General features: G+C 73.4%; 14 protein-coding genes. 7 read left to right on the forward strand and 7 right to left on the reverse strand.

The window, feature by feature from the left end:
• Positions 1 to 235: 235 nt before the first annotated feature.
• Together ACVCAH_RS18345 and ACVCAH_RS18350 are read left to right on the forward strand one after the other, a co-directional pair.
• Entirely contained in the window at positions 236 to 2,359 is a 2,124-nt protein-coding gene (locus tag ACVCAH_RS18345) for a hypothetical protein (RefSeq protein ID WP_447137495.1), read from the forward strand.
• Positions 2,360 to 2,457: 98 nt separating this feature from the next.
• Entirely contained in the window at positions 2,458 to 3,477 is a 1,020-nt protein-coding gene (locus ACVCAH_RS18350; RefSeq protein ID WP_447137376.1) for a hypothetical protein, read from the forward strand.
• On the opposite strand, the gene ACVCAH_RS18355 is transcribed toward ACVCAH_RS18350, so the two are convergent.
• From ACVCAH_RS18355 to ACVCAH_RS18375, 5 genes are all read right to left on the reverse strand, one after another.
• A complete protein-coding gene (locus ACVCAH_RS18355) occupies positions 3,414 to 4,856 on the reverse strand; it encodes an amino acid permease (protein ID WP_447137377.1) in 1,443 nt (480 codons plus the stop codon). The genes ACVCAH_RS18350 and ACVCAH_RS18355 overlap by 64 nt on opposite strands.
• 133 nt (positions 4,857 to 4,989) lie before the next feature.
• Positions 4,990 to 5,547: an SOUL family heme-binding protein gene (locus tag ACVCAH_RS18360; protein ID WP_447137378.1), complete on the reverse strand. Its 558-nt coding sequence runs from the start codon at positions 5,545 to 5,547 to the stop codon at positions 4,990 to 4,992.
• A gap of 39 nt (positions 5,548 to 5,586) precedes the next feature.
• Positions 5,587 to 6,339, reverse strand: a complete 753-nt coding sequence (locus ACVCAH_RS18365) for a YqeB family protein (RefSeq protein ID WP_447137379.1) — start codon at positions 6,337 to 6,339, stop codon at positions 5,587 to 5,589.
• A gap of 2 nt (positions 6,340 to 6,341) precedes the next feature.
• Positions 6,342 to 7,136 (reverse strand): ABC transporter permease, encoded by a 795-nt coding sequence (locus tag ACVCAH_RS18370; RefSeq protein ID WP_447137380.1) that lies wholly within the window; start codon positions 7,134 to 7,136, stop codon positions 6,342 to 6,344.
• Positions 7,133 to 8,068 carry an ABC transporter ATP-binding protein gene (locus ACVCAH_RS18375; protein ID WP_447137381.1) on the reverse strand — a complete coding sequence of 312 codons (936 nt, stop codon included), beginning with the start codon at positions 8,066 to 8,068 and terminating at the stop codon, positions 7,133 to 7,135. The genes ACVCAH_RS18370 and ACVCAH_RS18375 overlap by 4 nt, the downstream gene beginning before the upstream one ends.
• A gap of 133 nt (positions 8,069 to 8,201) precedes the next feature.
• Here ACVCAH_RS18375 and ACVCAH_RS18380 point away from each other — a divergent pair, with 133 nt between their 5' ends.
• From ACVCAH_RS18380 to ACVCAH_RS18390, 3 genes are all read left to right on the forward strand, one after another.
• Positions 8,202 to 9,455: a sensor histidine kinase gene (locus ACVCAH_RS18380; protein WP_447137382.1), complete on the forward strand. Its 1,254-nt coding sequence runs from the start codon at positions 8,202 to 8,204 to the stop codon at positions 9,453 to 9,455.
• Complete coding sequence (locus ACVCAH_RS18385) at positions 9,434 to 10,159, forward strand: response regulator (protein ID WP_447137496.1); 726 nt, start codon at positions 9,434 to 9,436, stop codon at positions 10,157 to 10,159. Before ACVCAH_RS18380 ends, ACVCAH_RS18385 begins: the two co-directional genes overlap by 22 nt.
• Before the next feature lie 185 nt (positions 10,160 to 10,344).
• The gene (locus ACVCAH_RS18390; RefSeq protein ID WP_447137383.1) at positions 10,345 to 10,809 is read left to right on the forward strand and encodes a hypothetical protein; all 465 of its coding nucleotides are present in this window, start codon (positions 10,345 to 10,347) and stop codon (positions 10,807 to 10,809) included.
• 99 nt (positions 10,810 to 10,908) lie between these two features.
• On the opposite strand, the gene ACVCAH_RS18395 is transcribed toward ACVCAH_RS18390, so the two are convergent.
• Positions 10,909 to 11,697 carry a D-Ala-D-Ala carboxypeptidase family metallohydrolase gene (locus ACVCAH_RS18395; RefSeq protein WP_447137384.1) on the reverse strand — a complete coding sequence of 263 codons (789 nt, stop codon included), beginning with the start codon at positions 11,695 to 11,697 and terminating at the stop codon, positions 10,909 to 10,911.
• Positions 11,698 to 12,004: 307 nt separating this feature from the next.
• Here ACVCAH_RS18395 and ACVCAH_RS18400 point away from each other — a divergent pair, with 307 nt between their 5' ends.
• Both ACVCAH_RS18400 and ACVCAH_RS18405 read left to right on the forward strand, forming a co-directional pair.
• Positions 12,005 to 12,646, forward strand: coding sequence for a DUF6642 family protein (locus ACVCAH_RS18400; protein WP_447137385.1), 642 nt, complete (start codon positions 12,005 to 12,007; stop codon positions 12,644 to 12,646).
• 146 nt (positions 12,647 to 12,792) lie between these two features.
• Positions 12,793 to 13,257 carry a PPOX class F420-dependent oxidoreductase gene (locus ACVCAH_RS18405; RefSeq protein ID WP_447137386.1) on the forward strand — a complete coding sequence of 155 codons (465 nt, stop codon included), beginning with the start codon at positions 12,793 to 12,795 and terminating at the stop codon, positions 13,255 to 13,257.
• A 1-nt stretch (position 13,258) separates the two neighbouring features.
• On the opposite strand, the gene ACVCAH_RS18410 is transcribed toward ACVCAH_RS18405, so the two are convergent.
• Complete coding sequence (locus ACVCAH_RS18410; protein ID WP_447137387.1) at positions 13,259 to 13,900, reverse strand: NAD(P)-dependent oxidoreductase; 642 nt, start codon at positions 13,898 to 13,900, stop codon at positions 13,259 to 13,261.
• Between the last annotated feature and the right edge of the window lie 171 nt (positions 13,901 to 14,071).

Genomic DNA, 14,071 nt, shown 5'->3' on the forward strand with positions numbered 1-14,071 from the left:
GTGACATCGACCGGCGACAAATTGCCGTGCGGTAGCGGGGCCATGGTGACTCGCATTCGTGACACACCTGTGACCTGATGTCACTTCGCTTTCACTGTCCCAAGTGGTTGCCTGAGGGCAATAACCCCTGTTCAGCTGCGGTTTTGGCGCAGCGTCACGGGGCTCCGAAGTGTTACACGGACGGTCTGGGTGGTCAGCTCCGCCCGACCTCACCGCAGGAGGCAACCGCGTGCGAATGAAACGACCGAGCCGGATCGCGGCCGCGTTGGCGGGCGTGACGGCACTCGCCTTCACGGTCTCGGCTCCGGCCCACGCAGACGACCACGAGAACCTTCCCGGCGAGCCGGCCATCACGCTGCCGATCAACGACAGCGCGGCCGGCGGCACCTACAGCCAGAACTTCACCCGGGCGTACGCCAACACCACGCCCGACGGCACCCCGGTCTACATCTACGTCCCGGCCGGGACGCCGCTCAACGGCACCGCACCGGCCGGCGTGGCCAGCCTGGACCCGCAGTTCGACCACAACCCGGCCGACGAGTTCAGCCCGTGTGCCACCGCCACCGCGGCGCAGTTCACCCTCACCCAGGCGCAGATCAACTACGTCGGCGACAAACTGGCCGGCCAGATCGTCGCGGTGGACGAGGAACACTTCGGGCCGATGGACGCCGCCGACCCGGACGAGCCGGCCAGCGACTCCCTCGTCATGGTCATCTACAACGTCCAGGACGAGGCCTACTACGACTGCGCGGTCACCTCGTACACCGCCGGCTACTTCGCCCCGGACTTCATCGACAGCAGCGGGATGAACGTCATCGTGGTCGACGCCCTCGACTGGGCCAACCGGGTCGGGCCGAACGACGCGCCGTGGCGGGACGCCAACCCGGCCAACGACCGCCCCGAGCTGTACGAGGGCACGGTCGCCCACGAGCTGGAGCACCTGCTGCACAACTACAGCGACCCGGGCGAGCTCTCCTGGGTCGACGAGGGCCTGGCCGACTTCGCCATCTTCCTCAACGGCCTCGACGCCGGCGGCTCACACCTGAGCAACCACCAGGTGCTCTACGAGGAGACGTCGCTGACCCGCTGGGGCGGCACGCTGGCCAACTACGGCGCCGCGTTCACCTACTTCCAGTACCTCTGGGAGCAGGCCGGCGGCAACGGCGACGGCACCTTCACCCCCGACAAGCAGTACGACGGCCGGGCCGGTGACCTGCTGATCAAGACGATCTTCGAGGAGCAGGCCGACGGGATGGCCGGCGTGCAGAACGCCATCGACGACTTCAACGCCGCCACCGGCGCGAACCTGCGCAGCGCCGAGGCCCTGTTCCGGGACTGGTCCGTCGCCGTCTACCTGGACGACGAGGACTCCCCGGTCTACGACATCAAGGCCTTCAACTTCGGCGACCCGGCCGACACGTCGTGGACGATGGACATCGCCGACGACGTGTTCTGGGGCGGCCGCGGCAGTTACCAGGGCGCCACGCCGGAGGCCAAGTGGGCCCGGCTGAAGAACCGGCCCGACACCACCGCCGTGCCGTTCGGCATGTCGGTCGAGCGATTCCGCAACCCCGGCCCGACCGTCGCGGTGGCCTTCGACGGCGACGACGAGACGGTCATCGCCCCGCACACCGGCACCACCCACTGGTACGCCGGCTACGAGAGCCAGTCCGACAACATCCTCGACGTCACCACCTCCGGCCCGGTCACCTCGCTGGACTTCTGGAGCTGGTACTTCATCGAGGAAGGCTGGGACTACGGCTTCGTCGAGGCGCTCGTCGGCGGTGACTGGGTGACCGTGCCGGTGCGCAACGACGCCGGGCAGGTGGTCACCACCGACACCGACCCGCACGGCAACAACACCGAGGGCAACGGCCTGACCGGCACCTCCGGCGGCGCGTACTTCGTCGACGACCCGGTCTACGTGCACCTCACCGCCGACCTGCCGGCCGGCACCACCGACGTGCGATTCCGCTACTCGACCGACGCCGCCTACCTGGACACCGGCTGGTTCGTCGACGACGTCCGGGTCAACGGCGCCGCCGCCACCGTCACCTCGGCGGCCGGCGAGTGGTTCGCCACCACCGGCGTGCAGGACAACAACTGGACCGTGCAGCTGGTCGCCCACTGCGACCTCACGCCCGGCACCACGTCGGCGGGGGAGAGCACCGACGGCGCGGGCAACTGGGTCTACCGCTACACCGGCGACGAGTTCACCGCCGCCGGCCTGCAGACCAGGTGCGCCAACGGCAACCAGGACGACTTCGCCGTCCTGATCTCCAACCTGCCCACCGGCGACCTGACCTACCTCGACGCGGACTACACGTTCCGGGTCACCAACACCGGCAACAAGCGATAGCACCACCCCATAACCCGTGGGCCCGCACCGGTTCTCCGGTGCGGGCCCACGACCGTACGGGGGCGCCGGTCGCGCCGACGGCCGACTAGGGTTCCGCCATGCGCACCGTACGCCCCGCCGGCCTCCTCCTCGCCGCCGTCGCGGCGGTGCTCTGGGGGCTCGGCATGACCGTCCTGCAACCGCTGACCGAGCAGGTCGGGCCGTGGCCGGAGGCGCTGCGCGGCAACAACGCCTACTGGGCCCGCGACCTGCGTTTCGTGGCGATCGTCGGGGCGGTGGCCGGGCTCGTGCTGGCCGGCGGCGGCAACCGGCGGTGGACCGGGCCGGCGGTGCTGCTCGGCGGTGCGTGGCTGGCCGCCGACGTGGCCGTCGACCGGACCGACCCCACCGGCGCGGGGCTCACCGTGCTGCTCGCCGCCGCCGGCTGCGCGGCCGTCGCCGCCACCGCCCTGTTCGCCGTACGCCGGCAGCGCGGCGGCCGGGACCGGCGGGTGCTGGTCGCCACCGCCTGCGTCACCGGGATGCTGGTGCTGATCGCGGCGGGCATCGAGTCACCGACCGACCGGGAGCCGGAACTGGACCGCGCGGCGGTCCTCACCAGCCTGCTGCTGCTCGCCCTGACCCTCGGCTGCGCGCTGGCGGCGGCCCCCGGGTGGCACCTGGCCCGGCAGCGGCTCGCGGTCGGGATCGGCGCGGCGGCCGCCGCCGGTGTCCTGCTGGTGCGGGCGGTTCCGCCCGGCCCGCGGATCCTGCCGGGCATGCTGCTCGGCGCGGTGCTGCTGACCGGGGTCACCCTGCTGGCCTGGGACTGGCCGGACGGCCGCCCGGTCCGGCGGTGGCACGCCATCGCCGCCCTGGCGGCCCTGCTCGGCCCGTACGCGATGCTGCTGATCGTCATGATCGCGACGATCCCGATCAACCCGGGCGCGCCGCTGACCGCGCTGGCCGGCAACACCGCCATCAACAGCGCCGACTCCGACGTGCTGTACTCGCTCTCCGGGGTGGTCGCCGGCCTCGGGATGGCGCTGCTGCTGGCCTTCCCGCCCGCCCTCGGCTACCGGCCCGACCGTTCCGCCGGCCCGGACGGGCCGCGCCGGGCCAGCGCAGACCGGCGGTAGCCGTAGAAGGCGTAGATCAGCGCGCCGATCACGAACCAGACCGCGAAGCGCAGCCAGGTCTCCGGGGCCAGGAAGGTGATCAGCCAGACCGAGAAGAGCGCGCCGACCGCCGGCACCACCGGCATGCCCGGCAGCCGGAACGTGCGCGGCGCGTCGGGGCGGCGGTAGCGCAGCACGATCACCGCGATGCACACCACCACGAAGGCCAGCAGGATGCCGATGTTGGTCAGCTCCGCCGCCTCCCGGATCGGCAGGAAGCCGGCGAGCAACGCCGAGCCGATCCCGACGATCCAGGTCACCCGGCTCGGCACCCGGCGCACCGGGTGCAGCTTGGCGAACCACCCGGGCAGCAGGCCGTCCCGGCTCATCGAGAACCACACCCGGGTCACGCCGAGCATGAAGGTGAACATCACCGTCAGGATGCCGATGATCGCGCCGACCGCGATCACGCTGGCCAGCCCGGAGAGGCCGACCGAGGCGAAGGCGGAGGAGAAGCCACTCTCCGGGTCGATGTCCCGGTAGTTCTGCATGCCGGTCAGCACCAGCGTGGCCAGCACGTACAGGACCATCGAGATGACCAGCGAGTAGATGATCGCCTTCGGCATGTGCCGGCGGGCGTCCCGGGACTCCTCGGCGGCGGTGCTCATCGCGTCGTAGCCGAACACCGCGAAGAAGACGGTGGCCGCGCCGGTGAACGCCCCGCTGAGCCCGAACGGGAAGTACGGCGAGTAGTTCGCGGTCTTGACGTAGAAGAAGCCGACCACGATCACCAGCAGCACCACGGCGACCTTCAGCCCGACGACGAACGTCTCGAACCGGGCGGCGGTCTTGATCCCCAGGTTGAGCAGGAACGCGATCAGCAGGCAGAGCACCACCGCGAAGAGGTCGACCACGTGCCCGTCGCCGGTGCCCGGCGCGCCGAGCATCCAGGCCGGCAGTTCCAGCCCCAGCTCGCCGACGAGGAAGTTGAAGTAGCCGGAGATGCCGATCGCGACCACCGCCACGATCGCGGTGTACTCCAGCAGCAGGTCCCAGCCGATGAACCAGCCGACGGCCTCGCCGAGCACGGCGTAGCCGTAGGTGTAGGCCGAGCCGGCCTTGGGGATCATGCCGGCGAACTCGGCGTACGACAGCGCGGCGGCCGCGCTGGCCAGGCCGGCGATCAGGAACGACACCAGCACCGCCGGCCCGGCGGTCTCGCTGGCCACGGCGCCGGCCAGGGCGAAGATGCCGGCGCCGATGATGCCGCCGACGCCGATCGCGGTGAGTTGCCACAGCCCGAGGGTCCGGGACAGCTGTTCCTCGCTCGTGTCGGCGATCTCGTCGACCGGCTTACGGCGGAAGATGCCGCTGCCCGCGGCGCTGCCTCCGGAGGTCATCGTCGTCCCCCTTCCCGATCCCGCCCGGCGCGGGACGCGTCCTGCGATACCCGGGCCCGGCACGCGCAAATCTCCAACGAGGAGACCGGCTCCGGGGTGCGCGGCCGGGCTCCCGTCCGGTGCGCGGGCCGGTTCATTCGGCTACCGGGAGCACGACCTCGTTGCGGCGCAGGAACCAGGGCTTCCACGGTGGGTCGAAGCGGGCGTAGTGGACCGCGCCGGCCGGTCGCAGCCCGGCGGCGGTGACCGCCCTGCCGAGCGCGGTCGCCCGCCGGTCGAACTTCCGTGCCGTCCACCGCCCGGCGAACCGCATGGCGGCGGCGAGCTGCGCGGGGATCTCCCGCGTCCGCACCCGGGGGTCGGCCGGCTCGGGCAGGGTGGCGGCGGTGAACCGGTCCGGCAGCCCGATCCGCACCAGCCAGCAGCCCGGGCGGTCCCCCTCCTCCTGCACCACCGGCGCGGTCATCTCGATCGTCTCCGGCCCGGTCCGTTGCGCCACCGGACCGCCCGCGCCCGCCGCCCGCGGCCGGTTGGCGCCCGCGAGGTACGCGGCCAGCGGCCGGAAGGCCTCGGCGGCGACCCGCTCGAACGTCCCCTCGACCTGCACCTCGGCCACCAGGTGCGCCGGGTAGCGGCGCAGCTCGAAGCCCGGTTGTCGCGCCACCACCCGGTACGGCTGCTGCTCGGTCATCGTGCGCTCCCCGCGCCCAGGGCCCCGTCGTCAGCAACGCTACCGGTCGTCGACCTCCCGCTCACCGGAAGTGGTCGGGTCCGGCCCCGGTACCGCCGATCGGGTCAGCCGCCAGTACTGGCGCTTGCCGTCGTCGCGGACCACCACCCCGCAGCGGGCCAGTTCGGCGCGCAACTCGCGGGCCTCGCCGCCCTTGTCCGACTCGAGGGCGCGCTGACGGGCCCGCAGCAGCGCGTCCGCGCCACCGGGCAGCCCGGGCAGCCCCGGCACCCACCGCCGGTACGCGTCCCGGTGCGGGTCGCCGTCGGTCCACGGCCAGCCGCGGTCGCGGAAGGCGGCGGCCAGCCGCCCGGCCGACAGATCCGACCGCTCCCGGGCCACCTCCTCGTCGTCCGGGCCGAGCAGCACGAGGTCCTTGCCGTCGACGAAGACGGCGCGCGCCGCCCGCCGCTCGACGTCCCGCTCGACGTCCCGCTCCGCCCCGCCGCGGCGCAGCCGGACCCGCTCGACGGTGACGGTGACGATCAGCCGTTCCGCGGTGCCGATGGCGGCCACCGCGAGACCGCCTAGCGCGCCGACCGCCAGCCCGCCGATGCCCGCCTGCGCGTCGGGCAGCCGGTCGACCACCTCGAAGAGCTTCTGCACCGGTGCCCAGGGCAGTTCGGCCACCCACCCGGCGAACCGGACGAGCAGCGCGGCCGCCCCGGCGCCGACCGCCGGGAAGCCCACCCAGAGGACCGCCAGCTCCGCGGCGCCGCCGCTGACCCGGGTGCCGGCGCTGTAGCCGTCCACCGTCACGACACCTCGCGCCGCAGCGTGCGGACCAGGCCGGCGACCACCGGCACGACCAGCCAGACCAGCAGCGACACCCCGAGCCGGCCGCACTGCCCGGCGGTCACGTCGGGGGTGAACAGCGGCTCCATGGTGCGGCCGGTGTCCAGCCAGCCGGCCGGGCCGCGCAGCGGCCGGACCAGCTCGCCGAGGACCGTCCAGAGGGTCGGCAGCACCAGGTAGGTGACGATGGCCAGCGGGGTGTTCAGCAGCAGCAGGCCGAAGCCGGCGCCCATCAGCACGCTGGCGACCTGGAGCACGATCGCGTTCAGCAGCAGCGACCCCTCGATCCGCCAGGTGCCGGCGCCGCCGGTGGCCCCGGCGAGCAGGGTGCCGACGGCGGCCACGGCCAGGCTGGCCAGCACCGACGCCAGCGCGGCCAGGACCACCGCCACCAGCTTCGCGACGATCACCCGCGCCCGGCGGGGCACCAGGGCGTACGTGGTGAGCGCGGTGCGCTGGGACCATTCGCTGGTGATCGACAGGATGCCCAGCACCGGCAGCAGGATCCCGACCGGCAGCAGGGACGGGATGAAGAAGTTGGTGAAGGTCTGGTCCGCGTCCTCGGCGTAGATCAGCTGGAGGACGACGATGGCGGCGGCGACCAGCCCGATGGTGATCAGCAGCCAGAGCCCGGCCCGGGTGTCCACGAGCTTGCGCAGCTCCACGCCGGTGAGCCGGAGCAGCGAGGGCCGGCGTACGCCCGGGCGGTGCCGGGGGGTGGCGGGTGCGGTGGTGGCGGCGGCGGTGGTGGTCATCGGACGGTCTCCTTGGTCGGCTCGGCGGCGGCCCGCGTCTCGTCGGCGCCGCGGGTCTCGCCGCCGGTGAGGGTGAGGAAGAGCTGCTCCAGGCCGCCGCTGTCGGCGGGTCGCAACTCGGTGAGCGCCACGCCGGCGTCGGCGGCGGCCTGGCCGACCGCCTCGGCCTCGGCGTGCACCAGCAGCGCCCCGTCGGTGCCACTGGCCACGTCGAGGCCGGCGGCCGCCAGCGCCCGGCGCAGGGCCTGCTGGTCCCTGGCCCGGACCCGGGTCCCGGCGCCGGCCAGCAGTTCGTCCTTGTCGCCCTGGGCCACGATCCGGCCGCCGCCGATCACCACCAGCCGGTCGGCCACCGCCTCCACCTCGCGCAGCAGGTGGGAGGAGAGCAGCACGGTGCCGCCCCGGTCGGCGAAGTCGCGCAGCAGCCCGCGCATCCAAAAGATGCCCTCCGGGTCCAGGCCGTTGGCCGGCTCGTCGAGGATCAGCACCCGGGGGTCGCCGAGCAGTGCGTGCGCCAGGCCGAGGCGCTGCCGCATGCCCAGCGAGTACGCCCGCACCCGCCGCTTCGCTGCGGTCTCGTCCAGCCCGACCAGGTCGAGCTTGGCGGCCACCTCGCGGCGGTCCATTCCCATGGTCAGGGCCGCGACGGTCAGCGCCTCCCGGCCGGTCCGCCCGGCGTGCTGCGCCGAGGCGTCCAGCAGCACCCCCACCTCCCGGCCCGGGTTGGGCAGCCGCTGGTAGGGAACCCCGTCGACGGTGCTGCTGCCGGAGGTCGGCGGGGTGAGCCCGCAGATCATCCGCATGGTGGTGGACTTGCCGGCGCCGTTCGGGCCGAGGAAGCCGGTGACCGTGCCCGGCTCGCAGCGGAACGACACGTCGTCGACGGCGGTGTGCCGCCCGTACCGCTTGGTGAGGTGTTCGACGGTGATCATGCCGACGACACTGCCGGAGCCGGCCGGTCACCCGCAGCGGCCGGCGGTCTCGCCTCGCGGCTACCTTGGTCGAGGTCGAGGTCTCGACTTTGGTAGCTGGTCGGCGTTCGCGGCGGCTGCCTAGCATGGCCAGGTGACCAGCGCCGCCGCCGCACCGGACCACCCGTGGCTGCTGCCCGGCGTGCTGACCGAGGCGGCCGGCCGCACCGGCGCGCACCCCCGGCGCACCACCCGCGACTGGATCGTGGACGGCCTCGCCTTCCTGCTCTCCCTCGGCTGGGTCCTGCTGGTCACCCTGGACGCCGCCACCCCGGACCCGGAGCTCGCCGCGCCGCCGCCGTACGACTGGATGATCGCGGCGGACGCCCTGCTCGGGCTGGTCTGCTGCGGGTTGCTGTGGCTGCGTCGGCGCTGGCCGCTCGGGTTGGCGGTGGCCACCCTGCCGCTGACCGCGTTCTCGATGGCGTCGGCCGTCGCGCTGCTGATCATCTACTTCACCCTGGTGGTGCACCGACGCACCGCGGTGGCGTTGGCCATGACCGCGGCCGGCCTCTGCACCAACTTCGCCTTCGCCTACCTGCGTCCGGAACCGGACATGCCCTACTGGGTGAGCACCGCGTGGGGGGTGGTGCTCAGCCTGGCCGTGCTGGCCTGGGGGATGTTCGTCCGGGCCCGGCGGCAGCTGATCGTGTCGCTGCGGGAACGCGCCGAGCGGGCCGAGGCGGAGCAGCAGTTGCGGGTGGCGCAGGCCCGGCAGTTGGAGCGCACCCGGATCGCCCGGGAGATGCACGACGTGCTGGCGCACCGGATCTCGCTGCTCAGCCTGCACGCCGGCGCGCTGGAGTTCCGCCCGGACGCCCCGCCCGAGGAGGTGGCGAAGGCGGCCGGGGTGATCCGCGGCAGCGCGCACGCCGCGCTGCAGGACCTGCGGGAGGTGATCGGGGTGCTCCGCGCGGAGACCGGCGCCGGGCAGGCCCCGGAGCGCCCGCAGCCCACCCTGGAGGACCTGTCCGCGTTGATCGAGGAGTCCCGGTCGGCCGGCGTGCGGGTCAGCGTGCGCGACCTGGTCGGCGCGGGGGAGCGCCTGCCGGCCGCGGTCGGGCGCAGCGTCTACCGGATCGTGCAGGAGGGGCTGACCAACGCCCGCAAGCACGCGGCCGGCGCCGCGGTCACCGTCGACGTGGCCGGCGTTCCCGGCGACGGGCTGACCGTGGAGATCCGCAACCGCTGGCCGGTGGGGGGTGTCACCGGCCCGGAGATCCCCGGCGCGGGCACCGGCCTGGTCGGCATCGCCGAACGGGTCCATCTGGCCGGCGGGCGGCTGGAGTACGGCCGCGACGACTCCGGCGACTTCCGGCTGGCCGCCTGGCTGCCGTGGCCGGCGTGACCGGGCCGGCGCAGGATGCGCCCGGAGCGGGCGCCGACGGGCCGGTGCGGGTGCTGATCGTGGACGACGACGCGCTGGTGCGGGCCGGCCTGTCGATGATCCTCGGCGGGGTGCCGGACCTGCTGGTGGTCGGCGAGGCCGCCGACGGCAGCGAGGTGCCCGCCGCCGTCGCCGCGTACGCGCCGGACGTGGTGCTGATGGACATCCGGATGCCCCGGCTCGACGGGCTGGCCGCCACCGAGGCGCTGCGGGCGCTGCCCCGGCCGCCGGAGGTGCTGGTGCTGACCACCTTCGACGCCGACGACCAGGTGCTGCGCGCGCTGCGGGCCGGGGCGGGCGGGTTCCTGCTCAAGGACACCCCACCGGCCGAGATCGTGCAGGCGGTGCGCCGGGTGGCGGCGGGGGAGGCGACCCTCTCCCCGACCGTGACCCGGAAGCTGATCGACCACGTCACCGGCCCGGGGACCCCGGCCGGGGCGGACCCGCGCCGGGAGCGGGCCCTGCGGCTGCTGGCCGGGCTCAGCGAGCGGGAGCGGGAGGTCGCGGTCGCCCTCGGGCAGGGCCGCACCAACGCCGAGATCGCCGCCGAGCTGTACATGAGCGTGGCGACGGTCAAGGCGTACGTCTCCCGGCTGCTGACCCGCCTGGACCTGAACAACCGGGTGCAGGTGGCCCTGCTGGTGCACGACGCCGGCCTGGTCTGAGCCGCCCCGGAGGCACCCACCGATGAAACACTCACCGATGAGTGTTTCATCGGTGAGTGTTCCGCCCGCGGGCTCCGCGCTGAGGCACCCGGATTGAACTTTCGGGGGACGGGGGCCGTACCACTGGCCGAGGATGCGGTGCGGCGGGTCAGCCGCGCCGCTGCCGGAGCCGCGGGAGGCCTACCGTGCGAGTTGGTGAGCAGTCGACGGATCCCATCGACCAGGTGCTGGGTGAGGTGCCGGTCCCGGCGCCGCTGACCCCCGAGGACATCCGGCTCGCGGTGCGGGCGGTGGTGGTGCACGCCGCCGAGGAGTGGCCGGCGGGGCCGCTGTGCCGCAACGACGGCGCGACGTACCCGTGCCGGCTGCACCGCTGGGGACGGCGGGTGCTGGAGGCGCACGGGCTCAACGAGCGGCAGATCGACGCCCTGGTGCGGCACGGCAACCCGTTCGTGCACGTGCCATTCCCGTTCACCGCGACCGGTCCCGCGCCGGCGCGCACCGCCGCGGCGCCACGCGCCGGCTACCCGCTGCACGGCCAGGCCGCGCGGATGGCCGCGCCGGGCGCGCGGCCCGTGGTCCGACCCGGCAACCCCACCCGGCCGGTGGCTCCCCCCGCCACCGCGCCGCGCTGGCCCCGGGCGAGCTGAGCGGAGGGTACGGCCGCCAGCGCCCACCGGGGCAGGACGACGCCGGCCCGGATGCGGGGATCCCCCTTCCCCGCCCGGGCCGGCGTCGGCCGTGCTGGCTCAGTCGTTGCCGGCACCGATCCCGCAGTCCGGCGCGGACCAGCTGGTGGTGTTCGAGCTGTTGTCCCGGTTGTTCTCCCGCCGCGAGTCCACGTGCACGTGGTCGTCGTGGTCCGGGTAGCCCGGGCCGTAGATCCCGCTGAAGCCCCGGTTCCGGGCGTCCCGGGCCAGCTGGCAGAGCGAGCTGGTGCGCGAGGTGATGTCGGCGGCGTTGCCGTAGAGGTGCTGGCTGTCCGACGCGCCACCGACCTGGTCGTTGCAGGCGCGGCTGCGGAAGCCGCTGCTCACGTAGACGGGTTTGTCGCCCATGCTGTGCCGCAACGCCTCCAGCTTCCACATCGTGCGCAGCGCGTTCTGCCGGGTCTCCGCCGGCGAGAGCGGGCCCCCGCTCCACCCGCCCCGGCCGCAGCCGTCGTCCATCTCGGTGTAGCTGAAGTGCCGCGGCGTGCAGTCGTTGTCCTGGAGTTCGTAGAGCTTGGCGTACGTCTGCGGGCCGGCGACCCCGTCCACCCGCAGCCCGTACGCGGCCTGGAAGCGCCGGACCGCGGCGTCGGTCTTCGGGCCGAACCGGCCGTCCAGCTCGACGATGTCCCGGTTGCCGGCCCAGCCGGCGACCCGCAGCTGCAACTGGCGGACGTCGTCGCCGGATCGGCCCTGGTAGAGGTTCCGGTTCCAGGTGTAGCAGCCGTCGGCATGGGCCGCTGGCGCGGCGACCACGGTGGCGATCGCGGCCCCCGGCAACGCCAGGGCGAACGCGACGACAACCCGCTTCAAGGTGTTTACGCGCACAGAAGTCCTCCCGATAGGAGTGGGATTGGGGTGGCATCCGGGACATCGACCGGGGCGTCCCGCGATTTCCACCTTGACACCGAGCGGAGGGTTAGAAGGGGACAAACGAGAATTGTCCTCATGATTCGTCGTTCCTGAGCCTTGGTTGGGAATGGGGGTTATTCGCGAAACACCCATTCACCACCGCCGAGGCGCAGGCACGGCGGAACCGCACGGGACGTCATATTCGGCGACACCGAGGGTGATGTTCTCCGGGCGGGGGCGGCCGGTAACGTCAGCGCCGGGCGGCGGACTGGCGGAGGTGGGCGTGGCACGCGGTGGCGTCTTCTGCGTCGAGGGGCAGTGGCACCGGGACCTCAACGAGCGGGGCTCCGTGCTACCCACGCTGGAGCTGCTGGAGCGGCTCGGGAAGATCCGCTTCATCCACCGGGACGCGGCCACCCGCGACGAGCTGTTCTACTTCCTCGACCGCTGGCTGCTCAAGCAGTACGCCGACTACCGGGTCGGCTTCTTCGCCATGCACGGCGAGCCGAGCCGGCTCTGCCTGACCGACTGGAACTCCGTCGAACTCGCCGACGTCGCGCAACTGATGGCCGGACGCTGCGACGGTCGCCGGCTCTATTTCGGCAGCTGCTCGGTGCTGCGCGCCTCGGACGCCGTGCTGCGCGAATTCCTCGAGATCACCGGAGCCGCCCTGATCTGCGGTTACACCCGGGACGTGGACTGGGTCGAATCGGCCGCCTTCGAAACCGTGCTGCTCGACGTGCTGGCCAACGGGCAGCGGCACAACGCCGCCGAGCTGCGGATGGGCTCGGCGCACTGGGCGCCGCTGGCGTCGTACCTGGGCTTCCGGGTGATCTACGCCAACGGCCGGGCGTGGCGGCCTACCGCGCGCCCCCGGGTCCCGGCGCAGCCGGCCGGCGGGCACGCCCCCGTCCGCCCCCGCTGACCCGCTGGTTGACCCTCTCCGGGGCATGATCCACACGGGCTACGGGACATCGGGGTGTCCGCCCGTGTGGGGCAACCCGATATCCGATAACCGGAGTCGATCTTCGGAAAACCCTGCTGTCCGGCCGGCCCTGGTAAGAATGAGCGGTGGCACGAAGCATCGCGACGAACACCCGGGTCGACCGGGCTGCCCTGCTCGACTTCATCCGGCCCCGGCACAAGGTCATCCTGATGACCACCCGGGCCGACGGCCGGCCGCAGTCGTCGCCGGTCGCCGCCGGGGTGGACCCCGCCGGCCGGCTGGTCGTCTCGACCTACCCGGAGCGCGCCAAGGCCACCAACATCCGCCGCGACCCGCGGGTGTCGGCGTGCGTGCTCTCCGACGACTGGAACGGCCCCTGGGTGCAGATCGACGGCACCGCCGAGGTGCTCGACCTGCCCGAAGCGCTGGAGCCGCTGGTGGAGTACTTCCGCTGCATCTCCGGCGAGCACCCGGACTGGGACGAGTACCGGCAGGCGATGGTGCGCCAGGGCAAGTCGCTGATCCGGGTCACCATCGACAACTGGGGCCCGATCGCCACCGGCGGCTTCCCCGCCCGCCTGGCCGACTGAGTCAGTACGCGGCGGTGAAGCGGGCGTTCTCGTGCCGCGGGTTCTCGATCTCGTCCACGATCGCCACCGCCAGGTCCTCGTAGCTGAGCACCGAGCGGCCCTGGTCGTCGGTGACCGGCTGCTCGCCGCCGGTGCGGTAGTGCCCGGTGCGCTCGCCCGGATGGAACTCCAACGGCGGCGGTGACACGTACGTCCAGCGCACCCCGTCGGCCGAGGAGCGGTAGTAGTCCAGGGCCTCGGCCTGGCCCAGCGCCGAGGGCCGGTACTCCTCCGGGAAGTCCGGCTCGTCGAGGTAGCGGTTCCCCTGCGGGGTGAGCAGGGTGGACCCGCCGCCCAGGTGGATGATCCGGGGCGCGTCCGGCATCCCGCGCAGCGTGGTGACCAGGTTCCGCGCCGCGGCGAGCCAGAGCCCGTGCTCGCCGCCGCCGATCGCCACCACCATGGCGTCCGTCTCCGGCGCCAGTTCCCGCACACTGCGCTCGCTGGTGGCGTCGCCGGTCACCACGTGCGCCCCGGCCGGCAGGTACGAGGTGGCCTCCGGACGCCGCACCGCCGCGACGACCCGGTGCCCCCGGTTGACCGCCTCGGCGGTGACCCGCGAACCCGCGGTGCCACCCGCCCCGAACACGACGATGTTGCTCACGACCGCCTCCCGCCCCGCGTCCCCGTCCGGCCCGGCGGACCTGGCCTCCGCGGACGTAGCCCCCGCTGACGTAGCCCTCTCCAGGCTATTGACCGGTGCCGCCGCGCGCTGGCGGACCGGGATCCCCACCCCACCGGCGGCGGCCCCTTGTGTCGGCGTCGGCACTCCGAT

It is taken from the genome of Micromonospora sp. LZ34 (genome assembly GCF_052981855.1).

Bases quoted from the DNA above. Each gene is read 5' to 3' on its own strand.
- ACVCAH_RS18360 (WP_447137378.1), bottom strand. From the start codon at position 5,547: ATGACCGAGCAGCAGCCGTACCGGGTGGTGGCGCGACAACCGGGCTTC.
- ACVCAH_RS18370 (WP_447137380.1), bottom strand. From the start codon at position 7,136: ATGACCACCACCGCCGCCGCCACCACCGCACCCGCCACCCCCCGGCAC.
- ACVCAH_RS18355 (WP_447137377.1), bottom strand. From the start codon at position 4,856: ATGACCTCCGGAGGCAGCGCCGCGGGCAGCGGCATCTTCCGCCGTAAG.
- ACVCAH_RS18345 (WP_447137495.1), top strand. From the start codon at position 236: ATGAAACGACCGAGCCGGATCGCGGCCGCGTTGGCGGGCGTGACGGCA.
- ACVCAH_RS18375 (WP_447137381.1), bottom strand. From the start codon at position 8,068: ATGATCACCGTCGAACACCTCACCAAGCGGTACGGGCGGCACACCGCC.
- ACVCAH_RS18350 (WP_447137376.1), top strand. From the start codon at position 2,458: ATGCGCACCGTACGCCCCGCCGGCCTCCTCCTCGCCGCCGTCGCGGCG.